Annotated in this window: 10 protein-coding genes; 8 read left to right on the forward strand and 2 right to left on the reverse strand. The window is 49.9% G+C overall.

Translation table 11 applies throughout. From position 1 onward, the window contains the following. Positions 1 to 500: 500 nt before the first annotated feature. The 4 genes from V3U24_04315 to V3U24_04330 are packed head-to-tail and all read left to right on the forward strand — an operon-like array spanning position 501 to position 3031. Positions 501 to 797 carry a hypothetical protein gene (locus V3U24_04315; GenBank protein ID MEE9166673.1) on the forward strand — a complete coding sequence of 99 codons (297 nt, stop codon included), beginning with the start codon at positions 501 to 503 and terminating at the stop codon, positions 795 to 797. Beyond that, complete coding sequence (locus V3U24_04320) at positions 794 to 919, forward strand: hypothetical protein (GenBank protein ID MEE9166674.1); 126 nt, start codon at positions 794 to 796, stop codon at positions 917 to 919. The genes V3U24_04315 and V3U24_04320 overlap by 4 nt, the downstream gene beginning before the upstream one ends. Further along, positions 909 to 1052: a hypothetical protein gene (locus V3U24_04325; protein ID MEE9166675.1), complete on the forward strand. Its 144-nt coding sequence runs from the start codon at positions 909 to 911 to the stop codon at positions 1050 to 1052. Before V3U24_04320 ends, V3U24_04325 begins: the two co-directional genes overlap by 11 nt. Before the next feature lie 26 nt (positions 1053 to 1078). Continuing rightward, positions 1079 to 3031, forward strand: a complete 1953-nt coding sequence (locus V3U24_04330; GenBank protein ID MEE9166676.1) for a sodium:solute symporter — start codon at positions 1079 to 1081, stop codon at positions 3029 to 3031. A gap of 375 nt (positions 3032 to 3406) precedes the next feature. Here V3U24_04330 and V3U24_04335 read toward each other — a convergent pair whose 3' ends face one another. Beyond that, entirely contained in the window at positions 3407 to 4585 is a 1179-nt protein-coding gene (locus V3U24_04335) for an SIS domain-containing protein (protein ID MEE9166677.1), read from the reverse strand. An 86-nt stretch (positions 4586 to 4671) separates the two neighbouring features. Beyond that, the gene (locus tag V3U24_04340; GenBank protein ID MEE9166678.1) at positions 4672 to 5877 is read right to left on the reverse strand and encodes a Gfo/Idh/MocA family oxidoreductase; all 1206 of its coding nucleotides are present in this window, start codon (positions 5875 to 5877) and stop codon (positions 4672 to 4674) included. A 701-nt stretch (positions 5878 to 6578) separates the two neighbouring features. Between V3U24_04340 and V3U24_04345 the strand changes: the two genes are divergently transcribed. From V3U24_04345 to V3U24_04360, 4 genes are all read left to right on the forward strand, one after another. Then, positions 6579 to 9545, forward strand: coding sequence for a TonB-dependent receptor (locus tag V3U24_04345; GenBank protein ID MEE9166679.1), 2967 nt, complete (start codon positions 6579 to 6581; stop codon positions 9543 to 9545). 50 nt (positions 9546 to 9595) lie between these two features. Next, positions 9596 to 11092, forward strand: a complete 1497-nt coding sequence (locus V3U24_04350; GenBank protein MEE9166680.1) for a RagB/SusD family nutrient uptake outer membrane protein — start codon at positions 9596 to 9598, stop codon at positions 11090 to 11092. Positions 11093 to 11224: 132 nt separating this feature from the next. Further along, entirely contained in the window at positions 11225 to 14584 is a 3360-nt protein-coding gene (locus V3U24_04355) for a VCBS repeat-containing protein (GenBank protein MEE9166681.1), read from the forward strand. Positions 14585 to 14588: 4 nt separating this feature from the next. Further along, the coding region (locus tag V3U24_04360) for an FG-GAP-like repeat-containing protein (GenBank protein ID MEE9166682.1) at positions 14589 to 17485 on the forward strand (2897 nt) is incomplete at its 3' end.

Below are 17485 nucleotides of genomic sequence, written 5' to 3' on the forward strand. Positions count from 1 at the left end.
GTACTTTTCTGCCTGCGAAAAGTACGGAAAGAAACAAGCTCGAGATTGCCATACGAGAAGAATCTGAGGGTAGGAGAGTGCAACTGCCACAAGTTCCAGGGGTAGCATCCAGATTGGACAATCGCCACAAGGTTTTACATGCTTCCTCTTGCATTGAGAAGCCTATCATTCTAATATATAGTACTTCATGTTCTTTAAGAATCGCCGGAGAGTGAGAAATGGTTGGAAAGGAAGAGATAGACTATTAGCTTGACCTATTCATCAGCCGCTGAGTTCGGGAAGACACTCTAATGATTTCAGCCTGAGTGTTCGAGTGTTCATGTGTTTAGGAAATAGGAAAAAGGAAGAGTTTACAGGACCCAAAAACTCTAGCAGTTTGGTACCTTAACCTTTGAAAAGTCAAAGACTTGAACACCTTAACACCTAAACACTTAAACACCTGATCCTCGGTGTTCTTTGTAGCGAATAATTCAAATTAGTAGACACGAGGGGAGATACTCATGAGTCTTATCCGAAGACAATGGACGGCGCAGGCTGCAGATGAATGGGGAAAGGAGGACTGGATTGCCATCGGACTATCGGTTCTTTCCTATTTCACTTTGACAGTTGGCACAGCTCTCTCTTTTCTACTCATCCCAAGCGGTTTTGTTATTCTGGCTTTCGGGATAGGTGCTGCAATACTTATGTACTGGGTAATAGATCCCAAACTCAGGACCATTTCTTCTGAATATGAAAAAAAGCAGAAGGATTATTTGCGAAAGCTCGAGGAGATTCAAGAATGGAGGTCTGATCAATGAGGCAGGGTTTTGCGGTAGTAATCGGAATGTCCATAGCTTATGTAGCTTCCTTCATCGGAATGATATTTGCCTATTTCTTCTACAAGAAACACGAGAGGAGATCCAGATCCGATGAAGGGTAGTGGGATAATGTGGGTTGTGTTATCTGAGGGGCGTATCGGGCCGCCCATCCTGGGCGTGATTGTCCCGGCAGTCATTCTTGGCCTGTCCTTTTTCTTGACGTACCTGCTGGTTAAGCATTTCAGCAAGCACTGAGCAGACAACTTGCATAAGGTGAGCGCGTGATTTCATTTGAATTTCTGGATTGGCTCTGGTTGGTACTATTTGTAATACTCATGGTATCTTTTGGGGCCTATTTCTATAAGCTCGGCAAGCGTTCAGAATCGGACTTTTTTCTCGCTGGCAGAGGCCTGCCCTGGTGGTTGCCTGCATCGTCTGTATACGCAACTCACACGGCGACGGATACGCCCATCTGGATAGCGGGGATTGTTTACAAATATGGTCTTGCCGGGCTCTGGTATGCTTTCTTCTCGGCCTGGTGTGCCATTAGTGCGTTTGTCTCTACTCGCATATTCCGACGCTCCCTTGCTTACGATCAGGCCGAATGGCAAAGCCTCCGTTTTGGTGGGCTGGGATCCGAAATGCTGCGTGGCTGGTTCGCAGGCTGGCAGGTGTTCATGAATATGTTCGTTCTTGGCTGGGTAGGTATTGCCATGGGTAAACTCTGTGCCATGATTTTTGGGTGGGATTTATGGGTGGGACTTGTGTTCTTCACCAGCATTGGTGCCATCTATGTCCTCATGGCCGGCTATTGGGGTGTGGTCATGGCCGATTTCCAACAGGGGATCCTCGCTCTGCTGATCATTGTTATTGTCTCCATTTGGGGTGTGATTGGCGCAGGTGGACCGGAGGAAATTATTTCCAAGCTTAAGACGTATAACAGCACCTGTGAATGGAAAGTGCCCGAAAACCTTGGTCCTGGTACAGAAGCTCTGGTGAGAATCACTGATCCTGAGAGTGGCAAGGTCTACGCAAGAAGTACTGACCCCTTCCGCATTTCCACTGCCAAAGACGATGAACTCTTTGCGGCAACACAGCAGCGGGTACGCACTCTTGTCACAACGGAGGTTCCCAAAGGATTGAACGATGTCAAGATCCTATTCCCCACGACAGAAGATGTCGTATTGTCTGGGTATGGGTACACCGTTGTTTGGACAGCAGGGAAAACGGGCAAACTGGTGAATGTGGATTATTCCACGGATAGGGGTCAATCGTGGAGCCGAATTGACGAAAATCATTTTGATGGACAGAGCTGGCGCATCAATCCTTTCAGCTTCACCGGCAGGTTTAAAGGTCAATTTCCGGTGGCATGGTTCGTGACAATGATGATTATTGCGGTAATAGGCGGATTTGGGATGGGAACGAGCATCGATTGGTATCCGGAAGCGCAACGAATCCAATCGGCAAAAACCGTTCGTGACGCATCTTACAGTATCTGGGCAGGATCGGCCTTGGTCCTTGTTCGTAATTCGATCTGGGCTGCTGCCATAATAGGCTTTTTTGTTCTTCATCCACACATTGGCCAGAGCAGCGAATATGAAATGGCTTGGTACAGGGTAGGTTTCAAATTTCTCCCCATAGGCATGGTTGGGTTTCTCTTTGCGGGTATTCTCGCAATCCATCTGTCCACGGTCTCCACACACTTAAATCTCGGCGCAATGTATGCGACGCGAGATTTTTACCACCACTATGTCAATCCCACCGCCAGTGATCAAAAACTGGTTCTGGTGGGACGGGTCTCCACCTTCGTCATCCTGATTGGATCATTTGCATTTGGCGTAATTATCGGAGAGGAAATTACTCAATGGCTAATATTTGCCATCTGGATCATGGCCGCAGGAGTCTGGTTGCCCAATATTCTGCAGGTAATCTGGTGGCGATTCAATTCATGGGGTTTCTTAAGTGCCTGGATCGCTAACCTTGGGCTCAGCTGGCTGGTCGTGTGGATACTTCCCCGGTTCGGGATAATACCAGAATTGCCAGACTATGTGCAGTTTTGGATATTGATTGTTCTTAATGCCATGATATATCTGCCCGTGACCTTTTTGACCAGAAAGGAAGATATGGATCACCTTGTTTCCTATTACGTTATGTCGCGCCCAATTGGATTCTGGGGTCCTGTCAGACAAGAAGCTATTAATCGGGGACTGATTCAGGTTGAAACTACCAAATGAATTGTTCGCCATGAAGAACACCAAGAAAGAGGTGTTTTGGTGTTAAAGTATTCAAGTGTTCAAGTTCCAGGGTGTTGGAGTGTTTGGATTTGTGGGTCCTGTGGGTATTTCTTTTTTCTTAAACACCTGAACACACGAACACATGAACACTCAGGCTGAAATCATTAGAGTGTCTTCGCGAACTTTACGGCTGACGAATAGGTCAAGCTAAACTCACGACTTCTCCCATCGCAGCATTCAGAAAATCAGAAATGAACACTATTCATGATTATGGCAAATGATACACACTCCTCGAGACTCTCATATTCTTGACCCTCGGGAGAACAATTCCGGTTAGTATTCCACTAAACCGACAGTACAGGCTGATAAATCGTCTCAATGGGTTCCGAGGGGAAAGGCTGTAAGCCATGCCCGGGCGTTATCGAGGTTGTCGGTACGAAGAGTATCGGGGTTGTAGCCCCGCTCCACACCTAGGTAGTACCCCAGCAACTGGAAAACAATGGTCGCGAGGGGCGGGAAGAGCATTTCATTTGATTCGCCTGGCACTGAAATAAGAAAGTCCGCATCCTGGGTGATGGTCTCGTCGCCCTCCGCCACAACAGCTAAGCCCCGTGACCCTGCTGCCCGCCCCGTTCGCAGCGAATCGTGTAATCTCCGATAACTCTTCCCACGTGGGGCGATAACCACCGTGGTTACCTCTGCTGACAACAATGCAATGGCATCGTGCGGATACTCTGCTGGCCGATAGGCCTTGCACACCATACTGGACTCCTCCTCCACCTTCAGCGCACCCTCCCGAGCTGAGAACCAGTTCGGTCCGCCACCGACGAGAAGCAAAGCACTTTGGTCTTTCAAAAGGTGTGCAATCCGAGCTATGTTTGGATCCTGCTTTTCCAGGAGTTTACCAGCGACTTCGGGCAACGCTCGTATGGCTTCCTCCAGCTCTTCAGCTTGGTTGTCAGCCAATGTACCATCACGCCGTCCCAGCTCCAGGGCGAGTTGGTACATCATCATCATTCTTGTCGTGATCACCGAAACATCGGGTCCACATTTCTGGCCTGTGAGGAAACTGACACTTTCATGGCAAAGGTCCTCCAAGGCGCTTCCCGGCGTGTTCGTGAGACCCACAGTGAACAAGTCCTCATCATTCGCGCGGCGCACGGCATCGAGGGTTTCAATACTCCCACCAGTAGCGGATTGGGCGATCAAGGCTGTCTTTCGCGGTACCTTCTCCCAGTAGTTCGCAAATTCCAGTGATTCTAAGCTCTCGGTGGTCAGGCCTGTCCAACGTTGGAAAACAAATGCCCCCAGTATTGAGTTAAAATATGCCGAGCCACATCCTGTGAAAATCAGGTGCTCAATCCCCTTATCAATCATTCGCTGAGCCAGGTCGCCAAATTCTGGTTGCAGCTCTAAGACGCGCTTCATCAATTCTGGTTGTTTTCGCACGTCTTCGATGAGGAAGTATGGATGACCGCGACGAACATCATTTGTGCCACGAATAAAAGCCCATAACGGCAGTCGCTCTAGTTCCTCCCGAAGCCATGCTGGCATCGGGTCCTCAGCCGAAGGTCGGTCTACATTCGGATGTCGGTCCAATAGTTTTTGAGCCCATTCTGGTAGTTTTGTCTGCACTTGTTTTACTCCTTGACGAATTTCTGAGTGATCTCGCCCGTATCCTTATCTTTGAGAATGAGCTTCGTGATACCGCTCGGCATCTGTTCTCGTTTGATCAGCACCGACCCTTCGTACTCGGTAGGAGGGACACGGATCTGCTGGATCTGATCTGAGCCACGCCACATATCCAAGTCCACTGATTCCCATTTCTTGGACTTGGCGGACTGGTAGCAAGCGTCGATGATGGCGTTGACAACGTATCCGTCGTAGAAAGACTCCATCGGTTTCCCGCCGTTGTCCAAGGCATCAAACATATCGGCAAACATATGTGCGTATCCCAACTCGTTAACTTCATCACCCACTGGAAAGAGCCAGCCGGTTTCCCCCTCGGCCTTCTCGGCAACATAACCTTTGCTTCCAGCCGTGGTGAACATATCGAATCCAGTTCTCAGGAAGTGGTTGAGCCAGATGGTCCCCTCAGTACCGGCTATCTCATCTCGCAGATCCATGCCACCGCGGAAACCCCAACTCACCTCGAACTGACCGATAGCGCTGTTTGCAAACCTGATTAGACCAATCCCATGGTCCTCGGCCTCGACCGGATGAACCAGGGTATCTGCCCAGCACATGACCTCTATGGGTCTGATCTCCTTGCCTATGAATTTTCGTATGATCTCAATGCAGTGACAACCCATGTCCACAATGGCCCCGCCCCCTGCTTTCTCCATGTCCCAGAACCAAGCACTGTGTGGACCAGGATGGGTCTCGCGGGAACGCACCCACAAGACATCACCGAGTGCTCCGTTCTTGACGGAATCGTACGACTTTAGCGTTTTGGGCGTGTAAACAAGATCTTCCAGATAGCCATGGAATACTCCAGTTTTTTCGACGTAATCGAGCATTCGCTTGGCCTCGGCGGCATTGCGGCCCAAAGGTTTGGTGCATAGAACTGTCTTTCTTGCCTTGGCAGCTAACCTTACCGCCTCCTCATGCAGGTGGTTCGGCAGACCGATGACAACTGTGTCCGTCTCCGCATCGTTGATGGCTTCGGCGAGATCGGTCGTCCACCTTTGAATGTTCCACTCCTCTGCAAACTTCTTCGCCCGATGTTCGGTACGGGAGTAGACAACCTGCACCTTATCCCTACGCCTCTGACCGTGAAGTGTCATCGTGTAGAACATGCCGATCAACCCGGTACCCAGCATCGTAAGGTTATGTGACTTCTCCATTACAACTTCCTTTCCGCCGGAATCGACCCCGGAACAGATCTAACCTGGATTATCCACAGGATCTTCAGATTCGCCACGAGAACACGAAGGATCAGGTGTTTAAGTGTTCAGGTGCTAAGGTGTTCAAGTGTTAAAGTGTTAAAGTTTTTGGGTCCTTTGGACTTTCCCTTTTTCTTGTTTCTGAAACACATGAAGACACGAACACCTGAATACATGAACACTGAGGCTGAAATCACTAGAGTGTTTTTCCGATTTTGACCTAAGGTCAGTCAGTCTACGGGGTCCTTGACTTTGACCAAATAAAGTAAGTCTTATGGTTCTCAGAGATCAAGTCTTATCTTATGCTCGAATTCCGATACAGGGCAAGAATGTAGATTTTTTAATATCCCCTTAAAAATCAATCGTTTGTCGATGGGAAGAACCGTGGGAAGATTTATCTTGACATTTCATTATCAAATAGGTTAAAATTGCGCAGACTATGGTTCGACCGCCCTGATGGGCGTGCGTTTGAATCGTCCATAGGAATCAAGATCTCTTGCATAATCGAAAACTATTCTTCTTCTTCCCTTGTGTGGCGGCGGGAAATACCTGCCACTCACTTTCTGACCCCTTGTTTGGCCTTTTGAACGAGCGATGATGTTGAAACGGGCGAGGGAAAAACTCATTTCGGACAGGTATCTGTTACCAAAAGGAGGTACACAGTGAAAATCAAGACTTTCTTATTCAGTATCGTTGTAAGTCTATTTGTTGTTGGACAAGTATCGGCCCAGAACGGCGAGGTTTCCGGTCGGGTCATTTCCGGGGAGAACAGGGCTCCGTTGATCGGTGTGAATATTGTCATACAGGGCACGACTATGGGTGCCACCACGGACATCGAGGGTCTATACGTGCTGGAAGATGTTCCTTCCGATGCCATCCTCGTATTCTCCTACATAGGATTTGGGACTGAGGAGGTCCCCGTGGGTGGCCGGGAAGTCGTTGATCTGATTATGACGCCCCAGGCCCTTTCTGGAGAGGAACTCGTGGTCATTGGGTACGGCACACAGCAGAGGAGAGATGTGACCAGTTCCATTTCCTCATTGAAAGAGGGGAGTTTCACCCAGGGTGCAGGCACCGATCTTCAGTCACTGCTTCAGGCCCGTGTGCCAGGCGTGGTTATCACTTCAAACAATGGTGACATTGGAGGCGAACCGCTGATCCGTATCCGGGGGGGCACATCTATCACGGCAGGCAACAGTCCCATGATTGTCATAGATGGAGTCCCCATTGACAACAGTTCAGCAATTCCTGGCGGGACCGGGGAGGATATCAATGATGGTACCCGGGATAATCCTCTGGGTATGCTTAATCCCGACGATATTGCTTCCCTGGATATCTTAAAAGACGCTTCGGCTGCCGCCATTTACGGCGCCCGGGGTGGGAATGGTGTGATTCTGATCACCACCAAGCAAGGAAAACCCGGCGGCCTTAGCCTGACTTACAATGGCTATACGAGTTCTTCCACCGTTTCCGAGAAACTCGATCTTTTGACTGCCAAGGATTACCTGGATTACGCAGGGGACGTTGGCGCAACCCCTGAAGACGGAGGCGCCGACACTGACTGGCAGGATGAGATTTTCAGAACGGCCGTTACAAAAAATCATAGTCTTTCTTTCAGTGGAGGCACTCCACTGTCTCAGTACCGAGTTTCCTTGAACTATTTGGATCAGGAGGGCGTTTTGTTGAATTCCGAGCGGCAACGATATTCAGCTCGCTTGAATGTCAACCATAGAATGCTCAATGAAAAACTGCGTTTGACAATAGGGATTAATCCTACCTTCGTAGAGCGTCATAATACTCCGTATGCCCAAAGGGCGGGCTTTTTCGGTGGAGTTTTCACAAATGTCCTCAAGATGAATCCCACGTACCCGGTACGAAATTCAGATGGAACCTATTTTGAATATCCAACCACGACTATCCGGAATCCGGTTGCACTGGTCAACGAAATCGAAGATGTTTCCGAGGATATGCGGATCTTTTTGAGTACAACAGCAGAATACGAGTTCGTCCCAGGATTAAGCGGTAAGGTAAACCTGGGACTGGATCGGTCATCCACTACCCGGTCCCTTTATCAACCGAGGTCGTTACCCTATGCGGCAGCTTTCGGCGCCAGAGCCGATATCAGAAACAACGACAGGCAATCGGTGCTGTTTGAGTCGACTCTAAATTATCGAACGGATATGGGCACTTCGAACATGGAGGCTTGGGCAGGCTACACGTTTCAGGAGTTCGAGAATGGGGGGTTTGGAGTCACTGCCCGTGATTTTGTCACGGATGCCTGGTTAACCAATAACCTGGGAGGGGGAGCCGATTTTAATGAAAGGCCGTTCTCTTTTAGAGACGTGAACCGCTTGATTTCATTCCTGGGACGGGTAAATCTTAGTGTTGCCGGCAAGTATCTCGTCAGTGCCGCCCTCAGACGGGAAGGGTCTTCCCGATTTGGCGAAGGGAACAAATGGGGTGTTTTTCCTTCTGGATCCTTTGGCTGGAGACTGTCACAAGAACCGTTCCTGGATGGTATTGATGTTCTGAGTGACTTGAAAGTGAGGGTGAGTTATGGCATCACCGGAAACCAGGATATTGGGAATAATCGCTCCTTGGTTCTACTTGGCCCGGGATCCAACGCTGTTATCGGGGATCAGACAGTGACGGGTGTTTCCGCAACCCAGTTAGCCAATCCCGATCTGAAATGGGAACAGACGAGCCAGATTAATCTGGGAATAGACTTCGGTCTGTATCGGGACAGAGTTTCCGGTTCTATCGACATTTATACGAAAACAACCGAAGATTTATTGCTGGAGTTTGATGTTCCCCAGCCGGCAGTGGTTACCACCAGGCTGGATAATGTGGGAAAGGTGGAAAACAAGGGGATCGAGATCGCCTTGAATACGGTGAATATCTCCACCGAGGATCTGTTCTGGCGGACGAACTTCAATTTTGCGAGTAACAAAAACGAAGTCGTCAGCATGGGTCCTGACCCGGATAAGTTTATCGTCACCGGTGACGTCGGTGGTGCTGGGCTGAGTGGCGTACAGGCACAGATCATCAAAGTCGGTGAACCGTTAGGAGCATTCTTTGGTTTTAAATTCCTTGGATATGAAGACGGAGAAGAAGTACTGTCATCGGATGGTGGACCCCTAGATGATGGAAGGTTCATTCTGGGCTACGCTCAGCCGGATTTTACCTTCGGTATCTCGAATATGATAACTTACAAAAACATAGACCTCGGTGTCTTTATACAGGGTGTTCAGGGAATTGAGATTCTCAACAATACACGCCTGGAATACCAGCGGCCCTCTAATGTCGATAATAACATCAATCTCTTTGCAGGGTCCGTGGATGACGTGGAAGCCGGACTGGACTATCAAGCGGCGGTGGCCTACTCGGATCGATTCATTGAAGACGGATCGTTCATCCGGCTGCAGAATGTCACCATTGGATACACCTTAAGCACGGAGAGTTTCAGAAAGTTGCGACTCTACCTGAGTGCGGACAATCTGTTCATCCTGACCGACTACGAGGGTTTTGATCCGGAAGTCAACACCTATACCGGGTTGGCCCTGGGTGTTGACTACACCAACTATCCGAAAGCCCGTACCTTTACTCTCGGTCTTAATGTTGGATTCTGATACGAAAGGGAGATTTCAAGTCACACATAATTAATTAAGGAGCAATAACAATGAAAGACCATAGATTTCGCTTTCTGGTGCCGTTCCTCGTCATTTTATTGGCGTCCTGGAGCTGCACGGATCTGGAGGAAGAACCGTTTGGCGTGGTAACTCCGGGCAATTTCTATCAAACGGAGGGTGAATTAATCGCTGCGGTGATCCCTGTCTTTAATAGTCTCGGAGCGGCTTCGTGGGGTGACTATGCACATGTGCAGGCCGTCTCCTCGGATGCTATATTCGTGCCGACCCGAGGCGGAGACTGGGACGATGGAGGAATCTGGCGGGAGCTTCAGTTACATACCTGGACGCCCACCCTCGGGTTCCTCAACGGAGCATGGAATGGTGCCTATGGGGGTGTGGCGAGGGCCAACTCCACACTGGATGCCATGAGAAATTCACCTCAGAGTGAAACGGAACTCGTTAAAACCTTCATTGCGGAAGTGCGAGTTCTCAGGGCGCTTTATTACTGGTGGCTCATCGATCTGTATGGTGATGTGCCGCTGGTCACCGACGCCGCCACAGATCCAGACAATCCGCCGTCACAAAGTAGTCGAAAAGTGGTGTTCGATTTCATCGTGTCCGAAGTTAAAGATGCGCTGCCTGATCTCGAAGATTCCTTCGGGGCAGGGGGTTACGGCCGGGTAACGACAGGGGCTGCCAATGCACTTCTGGCCACGGTATACCTGAATGCCGAGGTATACACGGGATCGGAGATGTGGCAAGAAACGATAGATGCCTCTGACGAAATAATTGAATCCGGTCTGTATGAACTGATGTCTACTTTTGATGACGTCTTCGCGCTGGAAAATGAGGGAATCGCTAACACGGAGAATATCCTTGTCTATGCTACACGGCCAGAGGCCGGAGTTTCATTTATCCGCCACATGGCAACCCTGCATTACAACCAGATTCCTGCAAGTCCGTGGAATGGATTTTCCGTCCTGGCCGACTTCTATAATGCATTCGACGCCGACGATACCCGACGCGACCAGCTGCTGGTAGGACAACAGTTTGTGTTGGGTGGACCGAGCGCAGGCGATTCGGCATTCGATCGTGTAGGTGAGCCACTGGTCTTCACTGTGGATGCGCCCTTGATTGATGCCACCGAACATCATGGTGTTCGCATGCTCAAATGGCCCATCGATCCAGATATGAGCGGAGCGGATGGCGGTAACGATTACGCCGTTTTCCGGTACTCGCATATTCTGCTGGCAAAAGCGGAAGCCCAATTCAATTTGAACGGAGGAGGTATAGATCTGGTTAACCAGGTGCGGGAACGTGCCGGTCTTGATGCGCTCTCGAGTATCGATTCAGACGCTATTCTGGCGGAGCGTGGCTATGAGTTCGTGTGGGAGGGATTCCGTCGTCAGGATCTCATCAGAGCAGACAAGTTTCTTGATGCCTGGACCTTGAAAGATGCCGATGATGGATCGCATAGACTACTCTTCCCCATCCCGCAGATTCAGCGGGATGCAAATCCCAACCTGAACCAGAATGACGGGTATTGATAGTCGATTGATAAATCGCTGACACCTTATGTGTGAGCGGTCCCGATCAGTCGGGACCGCTCACTTGTTTTATACGGCTAATACTTCCTGCTCCAACGCCTTTTTTTCTATAAATTACCTTCCATCACGGCCGTGAAAGTCATCCCAAATCCTCTCGGAATCTGTCTCCTTCTGCTCTATTCATGCGGTGAAGAACGGCCAACGATTCAAATTGACACCCTGTTTACGTTGCTTCCAGAGGACTATACGGGTCTCAAATTCGAAAACAGACTGACGGATGAGACAGATTTCAATGTCTTTAAATACCGCAATTATTATAACGGAGGGGGTGTGGCTATAGGGGATGTGAATAACGATGGCCTGCCTGACGTTTACCTGGTGGCCAATCAGGGGTCAAACAAATTGTTCCTTAATGACGGTGATCTCCGTTTCCGTGATGTGACGAAACGGTCAGGGGTGTCTGGAACCCATAACTGGTCTACCGGTGTGTGCATGGTGGATATCAACGGCGACAGGAAGCTGGATATTTACGTCTGTAACTCGGGAAATATCAAAGGTGATAACCGGGCAAATGAACTCTTTCTTAATCAGGGTAATGGAGAGAACGGTGTCCCCACCTTCGTGGAAGCGGCTGGTGAATACGGAATCGACAATAGGGGCTTTTCCACTCATGCTGCCTTTTTCGATTATGACAGAGATGGCGATTTAGATCTGTACGTACTCAATAACGCCTTCCGGGCCATGAGCTCCTTTAATCTATCAGACAATTTGCGTCACGAACGGGATCCCCATGGGGGAGACCGATTGTATCGAAACGATCGCGAAGCTTCGGGATTCGTGGATGTTAGCGATGAGGCAGGTATCTACGGAAGCGTTATTGGATTTGGTCTGGGAGTGTCAGTTGCCGATATCAACAATGACCGCTGGTTGGATATTTATGTGGCCAACGATTTTTTCGAGCGCGATTATCTCTATATCAATAATCATGATGGCACCTTCACTGAAAGACTTGAGGAGATGATCCGGCACATCAGTCTTTCTTCCATGGGCGGAGATATTGCCGATCTCAATAATGACGGCTTCATGGATATTTATGCTACCGACATGCTTCCCGAAGATGATTACCGATTGAAAACCACGTTTGTTTTCGAATCTTCTGACTTTTATGACAAGAAGATCGAATGGGGTTACTACCATCAGTTGTCAAGGAATGTACTCCAGCTGAGCAACGGGTTTCACTCGGAAGGTCATATATCGTTCAGTGAAATTGGACTACTTGCCGGGGTGGCGAAGACTGACTGGAGCTGGGGATCGATCATTGTGGATCTGAACAATGACGGGTTAAAAGATATCTTCGTGTCAAATGGAATATTTCGGGATGTTACGGATCAGGACTACATCGCCTATTTGATGGAGTCAGAAAACATTCGCTCAATCTTGCGCGGCGACCGTATAGACTTTCCCGAGCTCATACGAAAAACGCCCTCCAACAGACTCGCCAATTATGCTTTCGACAATAACGGAGATCTCACGTTCTCTAACCACGCGGCGGAATGGGGATTGGATATTCCAAGCTTCTCGAATGGTACTGCTTACGGAGATCTTGACGGAGACGGTGATAATGATCTTGTCATCAACAATGTTAACCAACCGGCCTTTGTATTTCGAAATGAAGCCGATTCCCTGACCGACAACCATTATTTGAGAGTGGAACTGGTAGGGGAGGGAATGAACAGGTTTTCTGTTGGAGCGAAGGTTACGCTCAAATGTGCCAACGACCAGATCTTTGTCCTGGAACAAATGCCCATGAAGGGCTTTCAGTCCTCGTTTGACTACGGCCTCACCTTCGGTTTGGGAGTAAATGACCGGGTGGACACGCTCATTGTTGATTGGCCCGACGGGACTCAGAAAACCGTCACAGATGTGGCCACGGATCAGTTGGTTACCCTGTACCAGAGAGATGCCAGGTCCTCTACACCAGACCCACACTCCGACGGGGAACCGGTCTTCCGGGATATCACCCAGGAGTTTCCTCTCAAATTCCGGCATGTCGAGAATGAGTTCGTCGACTTTCACAGAGAACCGCTCATTCCACATAAATTGTCCACCGAGGGACCTGGAATAGCGAAAGGGGATGTAAACGGGGATGGACTGGAAGACTTATATCTGGGGGGAGCCAAGGGATCCCCAGGGAGATTAGTGATCCAGACCGGATCCGGAAAGTTCAGAAGTACCAGTGAACGGGTATTTCAGGAGAGCAAGATCTCTGAAGATGTTGACGCGGCATTCTTCGATGCGGATGGTGACGGTGATTTAGATCTTTATGTCGTCAGTGGAGGAAACGAGTACAGCACCCGAGCGCCCGCTCTCCTTGATCGACTGTATATCAACGACGGCAGAGGAAATTTCACCAGGTCCATCGATGCAATCCCCAGGTTTTACTCCAGCGGATCATGTGTGGAACCCGGGGATTTCGACGGAGACGGGGATTCCGATTTGTTCGTGGGCAGCCGGAGTATCCCCTGGAGATACGGGCTGACCCCAACCAGCTACCTCCTGCAAAATGACGGTGAGGGTCGTTTTTCCGTTGCAACAGAAGAATATGCTCCTGAATTGTCTCTTGTTGGAATGGTGACTGATGGTGAATGGATTGACTATGATAATGATGGAGACCAGGACCTTGTGGTAGTGGGGGAATGGATGCCCGTTACTTTGTTCCGAAACACAGGGAATAGACTGGAAGACCTTACCGGACAGGTAGGACTGGAAAGAACCAATGGATGGTGGAATTGTGTTGTAGTCGATGATCTGGATGAAAATGGGTACGTAGATCTTGTGACGGGCAATCTGGGGAGAAATTCCAAGATCCGGGCAACGGAGTCGGAACCTGCGACTCTGTATGTATCTGATCTTGACAGGAATGGGATAATTGATCAGATACTGTGCTATTACAAACTGGGAAAAAGCTATCCCATGCTCCTGAGACCGGATTTGGTGAATCAACTGCCATTCTTAAAGGAGAAGTTTCCCAAGCATGCCGATTATGCTGAAAAGCAGGTAATAGATATATTTACCGAAGAACAGTTGGGCAGTGCGGACATAAAAAAGGTCTACACGTTCGCCACCTCTGTATTCTACGGAAGTGAGGAAGGGAGATTTCAGGGGAAGCCGCTGCCAACTGAGGTGCAGTTTTCACCCGTCTATGCCATCATGACCAGTGATTTCGATGCCGACGGACGCAAAGACCTGCTTATGGCTGGAAATTTCTATGGTGTCAAACCACAGCTCGGAAGGTACGACGCAAGCTATGGCGCTTTGCTATCGGGAAACGGGGCAGGCGGCTTCGCCTCCATGCCAGTTCGCGAGAGTGGACTGTCGCTATCGGGACAGATTCGTGATATTGTTTCTCTCGAGTACGGAGAGAGACGAGAGGTGATTATCTTCGCAAAAAATGATGCTCCCATTCAGGTTTATGAGTTTGCAGCCAGATAATCCAATGAATCTGGCAGTCGTTGATACAGACCCGGATACGAGGGTGCCGTTGAAGGGCACGACGAGAGATCTGTTTTTCCTGGCATGGGTTCTCGTCCTGCTCGTGGGTGGTTGTGGAAAAAGAGCCGATATCGATCCCGAAATCGCAAGGCAGATGATCATCCATCGAAACCTCGGGTTGGCTTATCTTGAAGAGAACAGACTTTCAGAGGCGGCAGAAGAATTTCAGACATTAGTTAACATTGCGCCCAAGGAACCCCTTGGATACGCAAACCTTGGTCTGACCTACTTGCGCATGACGGGAGAGCTGGAACAGGCCGAAAAATGGCTCAAGGGTGCGCTGAGGCTGGCACCGGATGATCCTGAGGTTCGCCTCCTCATGGCAGAAGTGTATGAGTTGACCGATCGAGAAAGCAAGACAATCAAGATCCTTGAACATACGCTCAAGAGACATCCCAACCATGTAAGGACGCTCCACCAGCTGGCAAAATTCTATATCAGGACCCAGGGCTCGGGCAACCTGGAGAAGTCGGAGAATTATTTATCCAAGGTTGTAAGTGCACTGCCCGCGAATGTGGCGGCTCGCCTTCAGCTGGTGGAATTATTGCTTCGGACTGGAAAGCTCGGTCAGGCGATACAGCACCTGGAGACCGTTCGTCAAGTTCTTCCCCAATTGCCGGAGGGGTCGATGGAAATGGTCCAGGAGAGTCTGGATCATATGCGCGACGAAAATTCGAAAGAAGCACTGACTCTTACACTGATGGTCCACAATCTGGTGAAGCCCACTCCCTTCTACCAGGCGGCCATCACCGAGTTGAGGGGGATAGGTGGTGCAGTTACGGGTCTCCCCATCCGCCGGTTCAGTCGTGCTGTGTCGCTGAAAACACGGGAACAAACCGGCATTCCCGATGCCATGAGGTTTACGGACGTGACAATCTCAGCTATCCCAGATGGCCTTGAAATCGGTTCAACCGGTGAGGTGTCAGATGCGACCGATGTTTCTCCTCAGACCATCCTGGCTCACGGCGATTATGATGGTGACGGTGACCAAGATATTTTTCTCTCGCGGTGGCTTGCCGGAAAGCAAACCGGTCGGCAGTACCTGTTCACCAACGATAATGGCGTCTTTTCTGACATCGCCGCTGAAGCTGGAATATCCCACAAGGGGAGGGACCTTTCAGCAGTCTTTTCCGATTATGACAATGACGGCTATCTCGATCTATTCGTATGCAATACAGAGGGAGATAGACTATATCACAATACCGGCGAAGGAACATTTGAGGATGTGTCAACCCCAAGTGGAATCCGCTCGATTCCGGATGACCCGGACCGGATGGCGCTGTTTGCCGATCTGGATCTAGAGGGTGATCTTGATCTCTTTACCGCAACCACTTCTCAAAACCGGCTGTTCAGAAATAATTCTGACGGGACATTCACAGAAGTCACGGAGGAGGTAGGTATCAGTCGTGAGGTAGTTACCCACCCGGTGATCAATTACCGGGATGCCGGAATGGGGGATTTTGACGACGACGGGGATATGGATCTGTACGTGACAAGTACTGCGGGTGATAATCAATACTATGATAATCTGCGGCAAGGTTATTTCCGGGATATTACGGCACATTCGGGACTGCCGGGAGAAGGCGGATCCGGTTCAGTGGCCGTGGGGGATTTTGACAACGATGGGTATCTGGACTTATTCCTGGCCGGCGTGAAGGACGAGGGGCATTCATTGTTCAGAAACCGGGGCGACGGCACGTTCGAAAGGGATACACGTTCAGACAGCGTTTTTGAAAGTATCGAGGAAGTCACCCGCCTTGATGCCACTTTTTTCGACGCTGACAACGATGGTTTCCTCGATCTTCTGGTTGCGGGTATCTCACCCGGTGCGACCCGGAAGCATAACGGTCTCTGGCTGTTTTATAACGACGGAAATGGACAATACCTTGACGCATCCTCCTTGCTGCCGGAAGATCTGAAAGCCGGAAGTCAGGTTGAAATCGCCGATTACGACAATGATGGGGATCTGGATATTTTCCTGGCGGGTATTCATGATACCATCTACCTGCTACGTAATGACGGTGGCAATGTGAACAATTATCTCGTCGTCCGATTGGCCGGGCTACGCACGGGGAGCAGCAGGAACAACTATTTCGGAATCGGAGCCAAAGTAGAAGTAAAGGCGGGTACGCTCTATCAGATGCGGACGATGAGCGATCCTATTGCCCACTTCGGTCTCGGGGCCCACGACGGCGCCGATGTGGTGCGGGTGGTGTGGAGTAACGGGGTCCCCCAGAATCGGTTCAATCCCGAAAGAAACCAGACGATTCTGGAAAGCCAGGTCCTCAAAGGTTCCTGTCCCTGGCTGTACACTTGGAACGGTGGAGACTACGAATTTGTAACCGATGTATTGTGGGCCAGTGCCATAGGTATGCCCCTGGGTATCATGAGTGGGGAAACGAAATACGCCTTCCCGAACTCGACAGACGAATATCTGAGGATCCCTGGAGAAAGAGTGCGGCCCAGGAACGGAAGATACTCGCTCCAGTTTACCAACGAGCTGTGGGAAACACCCTATGTTGACCGCGTGAAATTACTTGTCGTGGATCATCCGGATAGTGTGGACATTTTTGTAGACGAGAAATTCATTCCTCCTCCTTTCGTACCGTTTCGTATCTATGCCGTTAAACGTAAACAACTTCCGGTCTCGGCGAGGGATTCCCGGGGAAAAGATGTTCTTCGGGAGATTTCACATCGGGACGGTGTATACGTCTCCAGTGCTGCCCCTGCCATGTATCAGGGAATAATGGAATCTCACGTCCTCGTTTTGGAGCTGGGCGATTTGTCCCGGGCCGATACTGTTTTCCTGTTCCTCCACGGCTGGGTATTCCCGACAGACGC

The sequence above is a fragment of the Candidatus Neomarinimicrobiota bacterium genome (genome assembly GCA_036476315.1).
Classification (GTDB): domain Bacteria; phylum Fidelibacterota; class Marinisomatia; order Marinisomatales; family S15-B10; genus JAZGBI01.